11 protein-coding genes and 1 pseudogene are annotated in these 17,154 nt (G+C 73.4%); 3 read left to right on the forward strand and 9 right to left on the reverse strand.

The annotated features are described in order from the left end of the window. Positions 1-69: 69 nt before the first annotated feature. From ACZ4M8_RS06905 to ACZ4M8_RS06930, 6 genes and pseudogenes are all read right to left on the reverse strand, one after another. Positions 70-2,217, reverse strand: coding sequence for an N-6 DNA methylase (locus ACZ4M8_RS06905; RefSeq protein ID WP_467603984.1), 2,148 nt, complete (start codon positions 2,215-2,217; stop codon positions 70-72). 277 nt (positions 2,218-2,494) lie between these two features. Continuing rightward, positions 2,495-3,510 (reverse strand): annotated as a pseudogene (locus ACZ4M8_RS06910) (cytochrome c oxidase assembly protein). 120 nt (positions 3,511-3,630) lie between these two features. Further along, entirely contained in the window at positions 3,631-4,251 is a 621-nt protein-coding gene (locus ACZ4M8_RS06915; RefSeq protein ID WP_467603986.1) for a hypothetical protein, read from the reverse strand. After that, positions 4,248-4,970, reverse strand: a complete 723-nt coding sequence (locus ACZ4M8_RS06920) for a hypothetical protein (protein ID WP_467603988.1) — start codon at positions 4,968-4,970, stop codon at positions 4,248-4,250. Before ACZ4M8_RS06920 ends, ACZ4M8_RS06915 begins: the two co-directional genes overlap by 4 nt. After that, complete coding sequence (locus ACZ4M8_RS06925; RefSeq protein WP_467603989.1) at positions 4,967-6,253, reverse strand: putative T7SS-secreted protein; 1,287 nt, start codon at positions 6,251-6,253, stop codon at positions 4,967-4,969. Before ACZ4M8_RS06925 ends, ACZ4M8_RS06920 begins: the two co-directional genes overlap by 4 nt. 2 nt (positions 6,254-6,255) lie before the next feature. After that, positions 6,256-6,528, reverse strand: a complete 273-nt coding sequence (locus ACZ4M8_RS06930) for a hypothetical protein (RefSeq protein WP_467603991.1) — start codon at positions 6,526-6,528, stop codon at positions 6,256-6,258. 235 nt (positions 6,529-6,763) lie between these two features. Between ACZ4M8_RS06930 and ACZ4M8_RS06935 the strand changes: the two genes are divergently transcribed. Further along, positions 6,764-7,408 carry a hypothetical protein gene (locus ACZ4M8_RS06935; RefSeq protein ID WP_467603992.1) on the forward strand — a complete coding sequence of 215 codons (645 nt, stop codon included), beginning with the start codon at positions 6,764-6,766 and terminating at the stop codon, positions 7,406-7,408. Positions 7,409-7,542: 134 nt separating this feature from the next. Here ACZ4M8_RS06935 and ACZ4M8_RS06940 read toward each other — a convergent pair whose 3' ends face one another. From ACZ4M8_RS06940 to ACZ4M8_RS06950, 3 genes are all read right to left on the reverse strand, one after another. After that, a complete protein-coding gene (locus tag ACZ4M8_RS06940) occupies positions 7,543-10,404 on the reverse strand; it encodes an FUSC family protein (RefSeq protein WP_467603995.1) in 2,862 nt (953 codons plus the stop codon). A gap of 327 nt (positions 10,405-10,731) precedes the next feature. Then, positions 10,732-12,114, reverse strand: coding sequence for a M64 family metallopeptidase (locus ACZ4M8_RS06945; protein WP_467603997.1), 1,383 nt, complete (start codon positions 12,112-12,114; stop codon positions 10,732-10,734). A 214-nt stretch (positions 12,115-12,328) separates the two neighbouring features. Continuing rightward, on the reverse strand, positions 12,329-13,615 hold the full coding sequence (locus tag ACZ4M8_RS06950; RefSeq protein ID WP_467603998.1) for a cytochrome P450: 1,287 nt from the start codon (positions 13,613-13,615) through the stop codon (positions 12,329-12,331). 600 nt (positions 13,616-14,215) lie between these two features. Here ACZ4M8_RS06950 and ACZ4M8_RS06955 point away from each other — a divergent pair. Next, positions 14,216-15,664: an FtsW/RodA/SpoVE family cell cycle protein gene (locus tag ACZ4M8_RS06955; RefSeq protein WP_467604000.1), complete on the forward strand. Its 1,449-nt coding sequence runs from the start codon at positions 14,216-14,218 to the stop codon at positions 15,662-15,664. Further along, entirely contained in the window at positions 15,661-17,115 is a 1,455-nt protein-coding gene (locus ACZ4M8_RS06960; RefSeq protein WP_467604003.1) for a penicillin-binding transpeptidase domain-containing protein, read from the forward strand. Before ACZ4M8_RS06955 ends, ACZ4M8_RS06960 begins: the two co-directional genes overlap by 4 nt. Positions 17,116-17,154 lie beyond the last annotated feature (39 nt).

Below are 17,154 nucleotides of genomic sequence, written 5' to 3' on the forward strand. Positions count from 1 at the left end.
CGGACCGTCCCGCCCAACCGGAGCGGGTGCGGACGAGTGTGGTGGATGGCGGACAGGTTCGAGTGTGGTTCAGGCCGGGCCGGGACCGGCCGCTGCCGGGAGCAGTGCACCGCCGGTGAAGCCGTCGGACAGCAGTGCGGCTGTCTCCTCCGCGAGCCGCGCCGCGTGCCGCGCTCGCGTGCGCAACTCGTGGACGTGCCGGAACGCCTCGCCATAACGGCGCTGCTCGTCCGGTGACAGGAGCGGGACGCGCAGCCGGCCCGGGGCGACATGCAGGACGGTGCTGCCGGTCGAGGCCCCCGCGACGTTCTCCTTCGCGCCGATGAAACCGGCCAGGAACCAGGAATCCAGGCGCGCCGGATCGGGGCGCAGGAGGTGAACTTGGGGGCCGAGGAACGCGCCCGCGTCCGCCTCGTCCGCGACCCGGACCATCGGGCCGGTGCCGCCCGCGATCGCCCGGACCAGGACGTCACCGGCGGCGATCACGGGTGCGGCGCCGGATCGTAGCTCGGCCGGGTCGCCGGTCGGGCCCGTGCCCTGCGCGATGTCCTCCCCGGTGAGGACCGGCGACATCGATGCGGAGGCGGCACCTTCCGGCTCCGGGCCCTTGGGATCCGGCACGGTGCGGAGCAGGGTCAGCGCGCCGCCTCTGGCGAGGTCGGAGGCGGTGGCGGTACGCCATTCCGGGGCCGCGACGCCGGGTTCGGTCGAGCCGGCGAGGCCCGCCGCGTCGAGAAGGGAGCGGGCGGCTTCGGTCAGCTCGCGGCGCACCGTGTCCGTGCGTGCAGACAGCTCGGCGGGGTCGATGTCCGTACGGGAGATGCGGACCTGCCGGGCCGGGGTGAGGTCGACGAGGTCGTCGAGGAGGTCGACGACCGGCACCGTGCGCGCGGCGCCGGGCTCGGCGACGAATCCGTCCGGATCGGCGGTGAAGGCTTCCCAGTGGGCGAGCGTCCGGGCCGTCAGGCCGACCCAGTCGAGCGGGGCACGGGAGGAGCCCGTACGCGGCGAGCCGGTCGCCTGCTTCCCGGCGCCCGGGGAAGACGCCCCGGCCGCATCGACGAACAGCACCGACTTGCGTTCCGGGTCGCCCGGCTCGGGCCGTTGCAGCACCCAGAGTTGCAGGCCCACATGCAGCGGGGGCGCGGCCCCGGCCGGCAGGGCCAGTACGGCCCGCACGGCGCCACTGCGTACCAGTTCCGCCCGCACCCGGCGGCCGGAAGGGCGGGACGCGGTGGCGGGCGGCAGGATCAGCACGGCCCGGCCGCCCGGAATGAGGTGAGCAAGGCAATGCTGTACCCAGGCCAGCTCGGATTCGGCCCGCCCGGGTACGCCGTACGCCCAGCGCGGATCATAGGCGAGCTCGTCGTGGCCCCAGTCGCGATTTCCGTACGGCGGGTTGCACAGCACCGCGTCCACCGTCCGGCCGGTGAAGGCGTCCGCACGCAGGCTGTCCCCGATGCGTACCGTCACCTCGGCCTGTGGCGCGGAGAGGCTCAGGCCGACCGCGGCGCGTTGGGCCTGCACGGGCACGGAGTCCTGGCCGAGGAGCGTGGTAGCGCCGCGCCGGGCGGCGGCGTCCAGCAGCGCACCGCTGCCGCAGGCCGGGTCCAGCACCTGCGCGGCCCCGGTCGGAAGCAGTCCCCCGACGAGCTGCGCCAGGGGTTCGGGAGTCCCGTAGACGCCGGTCGCGGCACTCTCCTCCAACTCCCTTTCCGCGAGTACCGCGAGCGCGGCCGGCCCGCCTTCCTCCCTCACGCAGCGGAGCAGCGCGCGCAGTGTGGTGCCATCAGCAGCCGAGAACAGGGGGACCGTGGGCGTCGGCCCGGGAAGGGAGTCCAGGAGACCGGCCACCTCGTCGGTGACACGAGCGACGAGCTCGGCGTCCGGAAGGTCGGCGAGCGCCGCGGTCTCGTCCGAGGTGTGGCGGGCAAGCGCGAGGACGAAGCTGATATGTCCGGACGTCCTGTCCGGATCTGGCGCCTGGAAACGGACCGCTGTGCGCAGTTCCGCCCGAGGGTCGGCAACCTGCACGTGACCGCGTGACCTGAGCCACACCCGAACAGCCCCGAGGTCGTAGAGCGGGCTTGTCTCGGTGCCACCGGACGGGGAAGGAAAGTCGTCGTGCCGTCGACGCCAGTTGCTCACGGTGGCCCGCGTGACGCCGGCGAGGCGGGAAATCTCCGCGGCTGTCACGTGGGCGATGGACTCGGGCATGGCCGGGCGACACCTCATCTCTCCCTGACTGAACCGTCCACACCCTACACCACGAGCCAAACGAAAATTGATGATTGACGGCGCTTTCACGCCTAGCTCGAACGCCCGTCGTTTACGTCTCGGATCGCATCCCCAGGAGCCTCATGCCACTCGCCCCGGCAGCCCTCCCACGCTCCCCCGCGTCACGGGAGATCGACCGAAAGAGCTACACGGACCAGAACCTCTTCGCCTGGTCGCCGCCTCGGCCCAAGGTCGCGTCGCCACCCCCAGCTGCGGCTCAGCCCCTCGGAGCTCCCCCTCCCTCGCGCCGGTATCGCTCCCCCACCGTGCCCTGGTCGGTCTCCCACCAGGGGCGGGTCCGTTCGGTGAGCAGGGGTGTGAGGGTGGCCGGCGCGGGGGTCGGGGTGGCCGGGGTCAGTTCGCGGTCCAGGCGGGCGTCCAGCGCCGCCGTTCTGCCGCGTTCGGCACGTACCCACTCCGCGAAGACGGCGATGAGGAAGGGGAGTCCGATCAGTTCGGCGAGGGTGAGCATGAGGCCGCCGCCCATCATCTGGTCGCGCTGCGGGGTGGGGTCCCAGGGGCGGTGGTGGGCGGTGTACCAGCCGCCCGCGACGAGAGTGCCGCTGGTCATCACGACGATGCCGGGGACCGAGTCGACCAGTCCGTCGACGAGGACGAGGAGGGCGCGGACGGGGTGACTGCACCAGGAGGGCAGAGCAGTGCCTCGCGGGTGAGCATCGGCAGGACGAAAAGGCTGCCGATGACGAGGAGTTGCAGATACATCAGCTCGTGCAGCGGGCCGTGCCGCAGGGCCGTCGGGAAGTACGGCGTGAAGTAGATCGCCAGCTCGGAGGCGAGTACCAGGACGGTGCTGACCAGGGGGAACGTCAGCAGGCGCAGGGCGCGGCCGGAGAGTGCGGCGCGTAGCCGGCGGGCGGTGGGCGACCGTGTGTCCAGGGCGCGCAGGGCCAGTGCCAGGGGGTCGCCGAGTGCCAGGCCGAGCGGGGCGATCAGGTCGAGGACGATGTTCTGCACCGCTGCAGGCCAGAAGAGTTCGTGGTCGTAGACCGCGAGTCCCGACATGGTCGCCACGGTGATCGCGCCGAGTCCGAGGCCGGCGAACGCGGCGCTGCGGGCTAGCGGCCAGCGCTCACCGCGACGCGCGAGCCGTACGACGCCCCAGGCATAGAAGCCGCCCAGCAGCAGCACCAGGGGCAAGGCGTACGGATCCAGTTGCCAGTTGCCGGCCAGCCGGGCGGCGGTCAGCTCCGGCAAACCGGTGGAAAGCGGGATCGGTGTCACGGGGGACCACGCTAGACCTGCCGCGGGGCGGGGTGCGGAGTGGGGGCGGGGCCGCCGGTGTCCGGGCGGGGCGGACGGACGGTCCGCGGCGACGGGGCAGGGGCGCCCCGGTCAGCGGATGCGGGCGGGCCGGGTGATGCCGGCGCGGGTTGCCTGCCGTGTGCGGTCGGGGCTCGCGTTGGCGCGTGCCGGGGCGCTGCCCTCCCAGGGTTCCGGTTGCAGGAACAGCAGTTCGCCGGTGCTCGGGACCAGGGCGACGCCGCCGAACGGCTCGTCCCCGGCGAACCGGACGCCTGCGGCGAGATCCGGCCGGACGGAGCGGCCCAGCGGGTCCTTCGCCCTCAGGGTCCGGGCGTCCGCCCCTGCGCCGAGGCGGAGGAAGAGGGTGCGGGAGGCCTGCCGGTGGGCCTGCTCCACGGGGGAGCGGAATTCCAGGGGATAGGTACGGAGCACCCGGGCGCATTTACGGGTCAGGGCGATACGTTGCCGGAATGCCAGCAAGGAGATCAGGCCACCGAAGAGGCCGATGACGGCCACGGACAGGAGCGAGGTGTTCTTGAAGAGGTACAGCTGGACCCAGAGCAGGACACACGCAGGGAAGAATGTCAGGAATTTCTTCGTGGCGACGGCGTAATGGTGCTTCAGCGCCCCGGAGAAGTCTGTGCCGTCGGTCGGGTAGGGCGCTGGAACGGCCTTTCTGACGGTGCCTTCCCCGCGTGGTGCCGGGGTCACCCGAAGGGGCTCCGCTCCGACGGGTCAGGGGTGGCGGGCGAGCCCGGAATTCCGTTCCCCGCCGGCTGTGCCGCCGGGTCGGTGAAGGAAAGGGTGCGGGCGACTCCGAGCAGTACGCCGCGGTAGTCCTGGGCGGATTCCACGGCGGGGGTGACGATCTGCAGCATGACGATCGACGCGGCGCCGGGGCGGGGGACGGCCACCGTGCCCTGCCAGACGGTGCCTTCGCGGGTATCCGTCTCCTCTTCCGGTTCCGATCCCTCGGGGGGAGCGGCCGGGGAAGGCGCGCGGCGGACCGTTTCCCACAGATATCCGGTGCCGGCGGGGATTTCCACGGGAGCGATGCCGTCGGCGCGGCCGGCTCCCGTGCTTTCGCCGCCCAGGAGTTGCATCAGAACGGCGTGGGGATTGGCGCCCGAGGTCGTCACGGTGGAGACCGTGAGGACGGAGAGGGTGGGCTCGCCGTCGTCGTCGGGATGCATGCCGAGGGCGCACCCCATCACCTCGCGTTTGCGCAGCATCGTCAGCACGGCCGCGTAGAGCCGGAACACCTGGTCGGCGCGGTCGCGGTGTTCGGGAGGCAGCAGGGTGATCTGGCGGGCCGCCTCCTGGATCGCCTCGGGGGCGGGCCGGAGATCCAGCGGGAGGTAGCCGTAGGGCATTCCGTACCAGAATTCCGGCTTCGGTTCGGTCACCGTGGTGTCGACAAGGCCGTTCACAGCCGGATTCCCCTCACCAGTTCTGCCACGTCGGTGGCGATTTCCGAGACCCCGCCCGTCACGCCGGTACCGGCAGCGACTCCCTTGGTGATCTCGGCGCTGTCGTGCCCGGGGCCGTCCTTCGGAAGGACGCCGACGGTTTCGAGGGACGACGCCATGTTGGCCGCGACATTGACGCCGTTGATGCCGTACTGGAGGGCGCCGGTGGTGGCGTCGGTGGCGACGTCGAGTGCCTTGTAGCTGAAGGCGGGCACGATTTCACGGCCGAAGGTGCCCAGTTTCGAGCCGATCGACATGGCCTCGCCGCCTTCACGCGCGACCGCCGCCGCGAGCCCCGCCTCACTGCCCGCGCGGGCGAGGGCGCCGACGCCCGGCACCATGCCGAGGGTGTCGCCAACCATGGAGGCGCTGGCGAAAAGCCCTTCCTTCCAGCCGTATTTCCCGGTCAAGGCGTCCCTGAAGTCCTCGCTGGCGAGGTTCTTGGCCATGGACACCGCGCTGGCGGCTACCGCGATTCCGGCGAAGAGCGGCGCCGCCGGGGTCGGGAGCAGCGCCAGGAGACCGGCGATGGCGCCGATGGTTCCGGCGTGATCGACGAGGAATTTGCCGACCGCCGCGAGCCCTTCGCCGATGGCGCTGACCGTTTTACTGAACCAGCCCGGTTCCTTGGGGGCGAGTTTGTCGTCGGCTTCGTCGAGTTTTCCGGCGACCTCATTGGCGCGACGGCTGTGGAGGTCTTCGAGTTCGCGCGCCTTCTTCACGATGTCGTCGTAGGCGGAGTTGGCGTTCTCCACCTGCTGGGACGCTTCGTTGAGCGCGCGTTCGGCGGCGCGCAGGCGGTCCGTGGCGGCATCCGCCTCCGCCTGGCTGGGGTATTCCTTGCCACCGAGTTTGAGGTCCGGGTCGGCCTTGGCCGTGTCGTAGCGCTTCCGGGCGCTCTCCGCGTCGGCTTTCTTCTCCCGCGCGGCGTCATCGTATTTCTTCGCCAGATCGCGGTGGGACGAGAGGTCGCCTTCCCAGCCCTTGAGGCAATTGGCGGCCTTCTCCAGGGAGTGGCCCGCGTTCATCACGGCGAGCTTGAGGTCGCCGTCCACCGTGTCGCGGAATGCGCTGGCGGCATCCCCCTGCCAGCTGGAGCTGGCGCCGAGGAGGTAATCGATCTGCCGGTAGCAGTTGTTCAGGGTGTCGGCTGCCGCCTTCACCTTGGTGTAGAGACCGGTGACGGACTCGGGCAGTCCGGGGACCGGGTTCCAGCCCAGGCTCGGATAAGGATTTGCCGCCATGATCAGCGCTCCCCCGCGTTGGTGGCTGCGGTCTCTTCCATCTTCTTGAGCGCTTTGGAGAGGTTGTCCTCCAGCTCCTTGTAGCTCAATGCGGTCTTCTCCACGCCTTCGTCGACCGCCTCGATCAATTCCTTCAGCTCACCGGTGCCGTACTTCCACCGCTCCTGGAAGGTCTCGCACGCCTCGTCCAGCCGCGCCGTTCCGATCTGTTCGGCGCTGACGGACGAAAGGGCTTTGCGGGCGCTCTCCAGATCCGAGATGGATTTTTTCAACACGCGGCCGAATTCTCCGAGTTGGGTGAGATCCACCTTGAACTCGTCAGACACCGGTAAACCTCTTCTTCCCCCGGGAAACGAAGCGAACATACGTCACACGAGGGGCAATTGGGGCACCTATGTGCCGCCCGGCGTGACGCGAAGCTAAGGTATAGCAAGTACCAAGTTCTTGTAATACCCGGCCCGGGACGACCCTCCCGGCAACGGTCCGACGTGCGAAAAGGGGGACTTTCCGGTGAAGTCTGCGGAGCATACGGTTCCGGCCACGGCCGCCTTCGAGGACGCGGGGACACGGTCCGCCTGGGACGCGGAGCGGCGGCGGGTGCGGATCCGCCTGATGCTCTGGACGGTCCTGTGGACAGGGGGTGTCCTCGCGCTCTCGGTGCTCGATGGATTCGGGGTCATCTCACTGTCCGACGTGAAGTGGAGCGGCCGCCGGGGGCGAGGTGCCGGGAATCTGCTCGGCGCGATCGGTGGCATGAGCCTGCTCGGCTACTTCGCCGTCCTCTGCTACCACGTCATGCTCCTGCGTGCCCTGAAGCGCATTCGCCGGATCCTGGAGGCACACCCCTGGCGCCCGGTGTCCGCGGTGCGGCGGCTGCCGCGGAACAAGGACGCCGGCGTCCCGGTGCGGCTGCGCCTGGAGGACGGGGGCGAGTGGACCAGGGACATGTCCACCCGCGGGACCCGGCCGCGACGGCAGTGGCCCGAGGCGCTGGAGCGGGGCGCCTGGCACGCCGGAGACCTGCAGCGCACGGGCGTGCTCGCGCTTCCCGGCGGCGGACGCCCCATGGAGATCAGCGTTCGTGGAGGGGTGATCACCTACGCCACGCGGGCGGAGCGGGGATCCATCCCGGACCGCCCGCGCGGATCGGCGTAGCCCGGCCGGTCAGCCCGTGACGCACCGGCCCGGCGCGGTGGTGGTGGGCGAGGAACACGGCGACGGGGCACGGACCGCGTCCGTGGGACCGGCGGCACGGACGGTGACGGTGTGCGGACGGCCGCCGACCACCTTCACCCCCCGTCCACCGCCCCCAGCGCGATGTCGTGCCGGACCTCGCGGGCGTCCGGGCTCACGGAGAGGAACGCGGCGCGTGGGGGGTGGCCGGAGCCGGAGGCGATGAGGGTGTAGCTGCCGGACGGGACGGCGGGGATGCGGTAGTGGCCGGCGGTGGCGCGGCTGGTGGCGCGGCGTTTGCCGCGGGCGTTGACGATGGTGATCCAGGCGTCGCAGCCGCCGGGGTGGTCGGTGCAGCGCAGGGCGCCGGTGACCGTGGCGCCCGGGGTGCGCGGCCGGGCGGCGGGCGCGGGGGCCGGGGCCGGGGCCGTCGGGGGTGTGGCTCCGTCCGGGGCCGGGGCCGCGTCGTTCCGGGGTGCGGCCGGCGGGGTCGGCCGGGGGGTGTGGTCCACGGCTGCCGTCCCCCGCGGGTGGGCGGCCTGGTTGCGGGCCGCCCAGGCGGCGAGGGCCTGCTGGGTGCGGCGCTCGGCGGCGGTGGTGGCGGGGGCGGACGCCGGGGCGGTGGGGGTCGCGGGGCGGGGGGCCGGGGCGGCGGGTGCGGCGGTGGTGAGGGTCAGGCCGCGGTGTTCGGCGTAGGCGGCCAGCGCCTCGTCGAGGGCGGCGAGTTCGCGCAGGGCGGTGTGGAGGCGGTCGGCGCGGGGGCCGGCCGGGGCCTTCAGCTGGGCGGTGAGGTCGCGGACGAGGGGGCTGACGCGGGTCCAGGGGCCGGGGGCCGTGTCGCCGGCGGCGTGCCGGTCCAGGGCGTGGAGGGAGGCGGTGAGGGTGGTGAGGATCTGCCGGACGCGGGCGCCGAGGTGCGGGGCGAGGTCGAGGTCGGTGTCGGCGGCCGCGGCGAGGGCGCGGGCGTGGGCGGTGGCGTTGGTCAGGAGGGCGAGGCGGTTCTCGGGGCCGCGGCCGCGGATGCCGAGCGGCATGCGGACCAGCGGGCGCAGCACTCCGTCGACGGGGACGAGGGCGGCGTCGATGGCGCGGGCGGCGCCGCGCAGCCGGACCGGTGCGTCCGGGTTGTCCCAGCGCAGGGCGATCTGGTCGAGGAGGTGTTCCGTCGCGGAGAGGTAGCCGCGTTCGGCCTCCTGGGCGACGCGGCGGTTGGAGACCGGGAAGATCAGCGCGGCGCAGGCGGTGGCGGCGAGGACGCCGAGGCCGTTGTCCAGCAGGCGTTCGGCGAGCAGACCCTCCATCGCGTCGTACGGCGTGGTCATGCCGTAGAGCTGGGTGAGGGCGGTGACGAGGCCGACGACCCAGTAGGCGTAGCGGCGTTGCATGCCCCAGGAGCCGGCGGCGAGGCCGAGGACGATGACGGCGAGGGTGGCGTAGACGTGGCCGGGGCCGATGAGGTGGAGCAGGAGGATGCCGAGGACGGCCCCGGCGACGGTGCCGGCCATGCGGTGGGCGAACTTGCGCAGCCGTTCGTGGGTGGTGCTGGTGCCGAACAGCGTGATCATGACGCCGACCAGGCCCCAGTAGAAGCGGCGCGGGTCGATGGCGTCGGTGAGCGGGCAGACGATCGCCGAGGCGACCGCGGCGTGCAGCGGGACGCGCAGGTACGGGACGGCGCGGCGCCAGCCGTGGCCGTCGCGGGCGGCGACGACGCGCCGGGCGACCGCGCCGGTGCCCGCGGGCTGCCCCTTCTCCAGGGCGACGGTCGGCCGGAACGGGACATCGGCGCGGGTGGTGGGGGCGCTGCCGAGGTCGAGCCAGTGGGCGAGGGAGTCGGCGAGGGAGTCCAGCAGGTCGCCGACGCGGCGGGCGAGGGCGGCGGCCTCCGCGTCGGCGGGCCCGGCCTGCGGGTCGTCGAGGACGAAGGCGGCCTGCTGGCGGATGAGCTGGGCGGCGGGGTGGAGGGCGTCGGCGCGGCCGAGCGGGGTGTCGCGGGCGATGACGAGGCCGACGACCATGGCTTCGCGCAGGTGGGCGGGGGCCTGGAGGCGGGTGAGGCGGGTGATCGCCTCGCCGATACCGCGGAGCGCGAGTTCGGCGTCGAAGAGGTGGCGGTGGAGGAGTTCGGCGGCGACCGGGTCGGCGGCGACCTCGGGCTGGGCGAGGCGGCCGTCGATGGTGACGGTGGTGGTGTTGAGGCGGCGCAGGCTGCGGCGCATCCGGGCGACGGCGACCTCGTGGTCGGCGTCCGGGTCGAGGGCGGCGGTGGCGGCGTCCGCGACGCGGCGGGCCTCGACGACGAAGGCGCGCTGGGTGCGGAGCAGGTCCTCGCGCGGCATCGGGTAGCACAGCAGGAGACGGGCGGCGAGAACCGCGGCGGAGGCGGTCAGCGCGACGACGAAGAGTTCCCCGCAGAGGGCGAGCGGGACGGCGGCCAGCATGGCGGCCATGAAGGCGTTGAAGACCATCATTCCGGCGAGCAGCGCGAGGGTGCCGAAGCGGGCGAGGAAGAACGTCAGCGCCAGCGCCGTCACCATGAGGACGATCTCCAGCAGCCGGTCCTGGTGGAGCCAGGCGGCGAGCGGCAGCGCGGCGGAGTACGGCAGCGGCATCCAGAGGGAGGCGCGGGCCAGCCGCAGCGGCGTGTTCTCGGCGATGACGAACGCGCTCATCAGGCCCATCATCCCGGCCACCGTCATGGCGAGGACGGCGGGCAGGTCCAGCGCGACGGACATGCCGTAGCCGGTGGCCAGCGACGCGGTCATGGAGACCAGCGACCGCCACCCGGACTGGAGTTGCCCGAGCCCCGGGTCGGCCGCGAGGACCCGGTCCCACCAGCGTCTGGGCCCGGCGACGCGGTACGGCGCGAGCGGTCCGGTACGGGGCCGGGGCGCCGGCTCGGCGCGGTCGCCGGCGGTGGTCGCGGCGCGGCGGGGTGCCGCGGTGTCCTGGGTCCTGGCGTCGGCTGGGGTGGTCAACTGACCTCCGGTTCGGTGGCGTGGGGCGGGGGCGCGGCGGCGTCCGGCAGCCGGCGGGCGACGGCGGCGCGGAGCCGGGGGCCGGGGCGGCGACGGGCGGTCAACGGTGCGGCGCGGCACGGAAGTTGGGGGGTGAGACCCGGTGGGGTGCGGCGCGGGACCCGTGCGGTACGGGCGGGGTGCCCGGCTTGTCCCTCGTCCGGCGCCGGGCTCCGTACGGGCTCCGGCGGCGGCGATAGATGCATATCGCAATCATATACGCCGACGGGGACGGCCACCGGGGATTTCGCCCCGGTGGCCGTCCCCGAGAGGCGCCGCGCGCGTGGGTCAGCCGGTGACGCGCCAGCTCAGCGCGGAGGTGAGCAGGGGGCGCAGGGCCGGGTCGCGGACGGCGCCCGTGGGGTCGGTGGCACGGACGGAGACGGTGTGCGTCCGGCCGTCGGCGGGGACGCCGAGGGCGGCGGGGCGCACCGTTGCCGCGCCGCGCGCCGCGCGGGCCTCGCGTCCGTCGACGTACCAGTGCAAGGCGGCGCCCGGCAGCGCGGTGACGCGGAGGGTGCTGCTCCGGGCGAGCGGCCGCCCGGTGGGGACGTCGGAGGTCAGCGTCTTGGCGTGCCGGTGGAACCCGGCGATCATCGCCTCGCGTCCGGGGAGGTTGAACTCCCGCCCCAGGGTCCGCATGATCGAGTTGTCGGTGGGGCGGTTGAGCCCCTTCTCGTAGTAGCCGCCGCCCTCGTACGTGCCGACGGTGCCGCCGTCCGGGGACTCCTGGCCCAGCCAGCGGTACCACTTCTTCCGCTGGGACTTCATCGCGTCCGCGCCGAGCGTGGAGAGGTTGGCGTCGGTGGGCTCCGGGCCGGTGTAGGTGCCCTCCTGCCCGTAGTCGTACTCGTCGGCGAGCTTGCCCAGGGAGTGGCCGGTCTCGTGGACGGCGATCTGGTCGGACTGGTCGTGGTCGGACGAGGCGGTGGCGATGCCGTCGTAGCCGACCTGCGAGGAGACGTTGTTGTACCCGGCGCCGCCGTACTTGGACGAGTGGCCGAGGACGACGACGAGGTCGGCGGCGGGCGCTTTGGCGGCGTACGCCTCGACCTTCGCGGTGTCGACGCAGAGCAGCCGCTCGGTGCCGCTGCAGAAGAAGGCGGAGCCGAGGGCGGTGTCGCGGACGACGTCCTGGGTCGGGTCGCCGGAGACGCCGGAGTCCCGGGAGACGGCGTCGACCGCCCAGACGTTGAAGAGCGTGGTGTACGAGGCGTACGGCTCGACGGCCGTCATCTTCTCCCACTTGGCGCGGGCCGCCTTGTGGAAGTCTCCCTGCTGATCTGCGGTGTAGCCGTCGCCGATGAAGACGACGTCGAGCTTGTCGGCGACCGGGCCGTTCTGCACGAGCGGGGTGACGTCCCCGTCGGCGGCGATGGCGGTGCGTGCGGCCGGGGTGAGCGGGGCGGAGGCGGGCACCGTGGTGTGGCGGGGGTGGCCGCCGGGTCCGGTGAAGTACTCGACGGGCTGCGCCGGGCCGACCTTCGGGGCGCCCGCCGGGGCCGGGGCGGCGCCCGCGGGTGCGGCGGCGGTCAGCGCCAGGGCGGCGGCGAAGGCCGCACCGGCGGCCGCGGCGGCGCGCAGGGGCGCGGTGCGCCGGCGGCCGGGCGAGGCGCCGCGGCGGCGCACGGGGGCGTCGCCGGACGTGCGGACGGAGGCGCGTATACGCATGGATCCTCCCAAGTCCCGCCGACCGTACGGCGGGTGAGCCGGATGGGCCGGCTCAATCTAGGCCGCGGGGCGGGGACCGGCAACGGTGTGCCGTCAACTCGCCCAGGAGGTACGGGAGTTGGCGGAAACGGGGGCCGGAAGCACGCCGCCCCGGCGCGTCCGTCCGTGCCGAGGGGCCGGACGGGCGCGCCGGGGCGGCGTGCCGGGGCGGGGCTCAGCCGCCCAGGTGGACCGGGAGCGAGTCGATGCCGTAGACGATGGAGAGCTTGCGGAAGCTGAGGTCCTCCGGCTCGACCGCGAGGCGCATCGTGGGGAAGCGGCGGACGAGGGCGGGGTAGGCGGCGCGCAGCTCCATGCGGGCCAGCTCGGCGCCGACACAGCGGTGGATGCCGTAGCCGAAGGCGAGGTGGGAGGGGACGTTCCGCTCCGGGTCGAAGCGCTCCATGTCGGGGCCGAGACCGCCGTCGCGGTCCGCGCCGCTGAGCGAGCACAGCACGACGTCGCCGGCGGAGATCCGCACCCCGCCGATCTCCAGGTCCTCGCGGGCGAAGCGCGGGAAGGCGACCTGGACGACGGTGAGGTAGCGCAGCAGCTCCTCGACGTACCGCTCGACGGCGTCGTCGCCGTCCTTGAGCGCGGCGAAGTGGTCCGGGTCCTGGAGGAGGACGAGGGCGCCGAGCGCCAGCATGCTGGCGGTGGTCTCGAAACCGCCGGTGAGGACGCCGTCGGCGAGACCGGCCAGCTCCTCGTCGCTGACGGAGTCGCCGTGCTCCTTGACGATCATTCCGAGCAGGCCGTCGCCCGGGTCCTTGCGCTGCTTCTTGACGACCTCCCGGAAATACGTCAGGGATTCCGATATGGCGCCGAAGGACGCGTTGGCTCCGCTGAAGAGGTCGAAGCGGGCGGCGCTCAGCCGCTCGAAATCGGCGCGGTCCTCATAGGGCACACCGAGGAGTTCGCAAATCACCAGGGACGGAATGGGCAGCGCGAAATCCTGGACGATATCGACCGGTTCGCCGTTCTTCCCGGCGCGCTCCATCGCGTCCAGCCGCTCCTCCACGATCTCGTGGATCCGCGGGGTGAGGCGGCTGAGCCGGCGCATGGTGAATTCCGGGGTGAGCAGCCGCCGCAGCCGGGTGTGGACGGGCGGGTCGGCGAAGCCCAGTCCGCCCGGATTCTGCTCCGCCTCCGCGCCCGCCTTGCCGACGAGGTGGGTGAAGTCCGAGCTGAAGGCGTTCGCCTTGCCGAGGACCGCCTTGACCTCGTCGTAGCCGGTGACCAGCCAGACGTTCGCGGCTATCGGGACCGGCAGCTTGGTGATGGGCTCCTTCTCCCGGACGGCTCCCAGCTCGGGCACCGGGTCGAGGCCGTCGCGCCGCAGCGGCATCAGCACGGACTCGGGGAGGAAGGACATCCGCGAGAGGTCGAAGCCCTTCTTCCGCGTTCTCGCGAGATACAGCCGGCCGGCCCAGGCGATGATCCGGGAACGGAGTGTCGTCATGACGTCAATACTGCCTTTCGTCGAGGGGGACGGTCATCCGCACTCGGCGGCCCGGAGGGACCGAGGAAGCGCGGGGCGTCCGCTCGGCGTGCGCAATGCTGCCGAACGCCGCAGGGGGTGTTTTCCGGCACCCCCCGCCCCTCGCTTGCGGCGGTCACGGCGCGGGTCCGTGACGTCGACCGGCATCGCCGGTCGCCCGCGGCCGGCGTGACGCGCTCGGCCCTTGTCTTTCCCGTCGAGTTTACAAAGCGCCTCGGACGGCTCCGAGAGAACGGCCCTGACAAACGTCGGGGACATCCCTGGAATTTCCCCGATCCCCCACCCGACCTTCATCACCGCTCCCGTACCGGCCGAGGCGCCACCGCTGAACTTCCCCTATCAGGACGCCGGTTTCCGTTACGGAGTTGCCCCGGTGCGCGGACCCGGTCACCGCGCGCCGGGGCGTACGCGTCCCGGTTCCGGGCACCACGATCCGCCGCCGTGCCCGTACCTCCGGAGGAATGAACCGGAACACCCCGGCCAGGAAGGGGTATTCCGACATGAGCGCCGCGCGAACCGACATAACACATATAAGCCGCCTTACTTGCTACGTTGCCAGACATGACGGCAACGGCCCCGCCTCCCGCCCCGGCGCCGTCCGCCGCCCCCGCGGCGGACCGTCCCCCGCCGCCGCCCCCGCGGCCCCGGCGGCGCGGCACCGAGCTGGCGCTGCTCACCGGCGCGGTGCTGATCAGCGTCTGCGGGTACGCCGTCGTCGGGCTGACGGTGCGCGGCGCGGTGCCCGGCGGCGCCGCGGAGTACGGCGCGGGGCTGGGCGCCCTCGCCCTCGTGGCCCATCTGGCGGTGCGGTTCGGCGCCCCCTGCGCCGATCCGCTGTTGCTGCCGGTGGCCGTCCTCCTCAACGGGCTCGGCCTCGTCCTGATCTTCCGGCTGGACCTGGCCACGCCCGGCCACCGCGCGGCGCCGGCCCAGCTGCTCTGGACGGCGGTGGGGATCGCGCTGTTCACGGCGGCGGTGCTGCTGGTGCGCGACCACCGGTGGCTGGCGCGGTACGGGCCGCTGTGCGCGGCGGCGGCGCTGGTGCTGATGCTCGCGCCGCTGGCGTTCCCGGCGGTCAACGGCGCGAAGATCTGGATCCGGCTGGCCGGGTACTCGATCCAGCCGGGCGAGTTCGCGAAGGTGCTGATCACGGTGTTCTTCGCGGCGCGGCTGGCGGCCCACCGCGCCGCGCCGCGGCCGGAGGGTCCCGGCGCCGCACGCCGCGCGGCGCTGCGGATGCTCCGCCCGGTCACCGCGGTCTGGCTGCTGTCCGTCGCGATCCTCGTCCTCGAACGCGATCTGGGCACCTCGCTGCTGTTCTTCTGCGTCTTCGTGGTGCTGCTGTACGTGGCGACCGGCCGGCTGGGCTGGCTGGTGCTCGGGCTGCTGCTGGCGGGGGCGGGCGCGAGCGCCGTCGCGGCGCTGGAGCCGCATGTGCACGGCCGGGTCGCGGACTGGCTGCATCCGTTCGCGGGCCTGGCGTCGGGCGCGGGTCCCGGACAGCTGGCGCAGTCGTTGTACGCGTTCGGGGCGGGCGGGCTGCTGGGCACCGGGCTCGGGCGCGGCGATTCGTATCTCATCGGCTTCGCGATGAAGTCGGACTTCCTGCTGGCGACGTTCGGGGAGGAGCTGGGGCTCGCCGGGTTGACGGCGCTCTTCCTGCTCTACGCGATCCTGGTTGCGCGGGGGTTCCGGGCCGGTCTCGGGCTGCGCGACCCGTTCGGCGGACTGCTGGCGGTGGGGCTCGCCTCGCTCCCGGCGGTCCAGGTCTTCGTGATCGCGGGCGGGGTGATGGGGCTGATCCCGCTGACCGGCATGGCGCTGCCGTTCCTCGCCCAGGGCGGCTCGTCGCTGGTGACGAACTGGCTGGTCGTGGCCTTGCTGGTGCGGCTGAGCGACCGCTCCCGCAGACCGCCGCGCCCGGCGCCGGGCGCGGCGGACGGGCCGTGGGACACCGCCGGGACCGCGGCGGTGCCGGCGGCCGGACGCGCCCCGGAGGCCGGCCGGTGATCCGCTGCTCACGGCATGCCGCCGTCTTCTGTCTGCTGCTCTTCGTCGCGCTGCTGGGCAACGCGGCCTGGCTGCAGGTCTTCCGCGCGCCGGAGCTGGCCGCCGATCCGGCGAACCGGCGGGCGCAGATCGCGCGGTACGCCCAGCCGCGCGGCGCGGTGCTCGTCGCCGGGCGGCCGGTGACCGGCTCCCGGGACAGCGGCGGACGGCTGCGGCACGAGCGGACGTACACCGACGGACCGCTGTACGCGCCGGTCACCGGTTTCTCCTCGCAGACGTACGGCACCTCGCTGCTGGAGCGCGCCGAGGACGGGGTGCTGTCCGGCACCGATCCGCGGCTGTCGGCGTTCCCCTGGTGGGACGGGCTGACCCGGGCGCGGCCGCGCGGCGGGGCGGTGGCGACGACGATCGACCCGGCGGTGCAGCGCGCCGCCTTCGCCGGGCTGCGCGGCCGCACCGGCGCGGTCGCCGCCGTGGAACCGCGTACCGGCCGCATCCTGGCGCTGGTCTCCACGCCTTCGTACGACCCGGCCGAGCTGTCGGGCAACGGCCGGAAGGTGACGGCGGCGTGGCAGCGGCTGACCGGGGCGGCGCGGCAGCCGATGCTCAACCGGGCGATCCGGCAGACGTATCCGCCCGGGTCGGCGTTCAAGGTCGTCACCGCCGCGGCGGCGCTGGAGAGCGGACTGGTCACCGATCCGGACGCGCCCACCGGCTCACCCGATCCGTACACCCTGCCCGGGACAAGGACGGTGCTGGTCAACGAGGCGGACGACTGTGAGGACGCCTCGCTGCGGGAGGCGTTCCGCGTCTCGTGCAACACGGTCTTCGCACGGCTGGGCGTCGGCGTGGGGCTGGAGACGATGGTGCGCACGGCCCGCGCCTTCGGCTTCGACGGGAAGGTCAGGCACATCCCCTCCCCCGTCGCGCCGAGCACCTTCGACACCCGGATGGACCGCGCGCAGCTGGCGCTGTCGTCGATCGGCCAGTACGACACGACGGCGACACCTCTCCAGATGGCGTCGGTCGCGGCGACGGTGGCGAACGACGGGGAGCGCGTGGCGCCGTACCTGGTGGACGAGGTGACCGACGCGTCGGGGACGGCGCTGCCCGCCCCGGAGCGCCCGTCGCCGGTCCGGGCGATGGGTCCGGCGACCGCCCGGTGGCTCCAGGAGCTGATGGTGGACGTGGTCGAGCACGGCAGCGGGCACCGCGCCGCGGTCCCCGGCGCGATCGTGGGCGGCAAGACCGGCACCGCCCAGCACGGCGTCCACAACGAGGGCACCCCCTACGCGTGGTTCATCTCCTGGGCCCGCCGCGCGGACGCTCCCCAACCGGCGGTGGCGGTGGCGGTGGTCGTCGAGGACGCCGCCGCCGACCGCACCGAGATCAGCGGCGGCGGCAGCGCCGCCCCCCTCGCGGGCGCGGTGATGCGGGCGGCGCTGCGCTGAGGCGGCGGGCGCGGAGGGGCCGGCCGCGCGGGCGCCGGG

It is taken from the genome of Streptomyces sp. NPDC027185, from assembly GCF_055567035.1.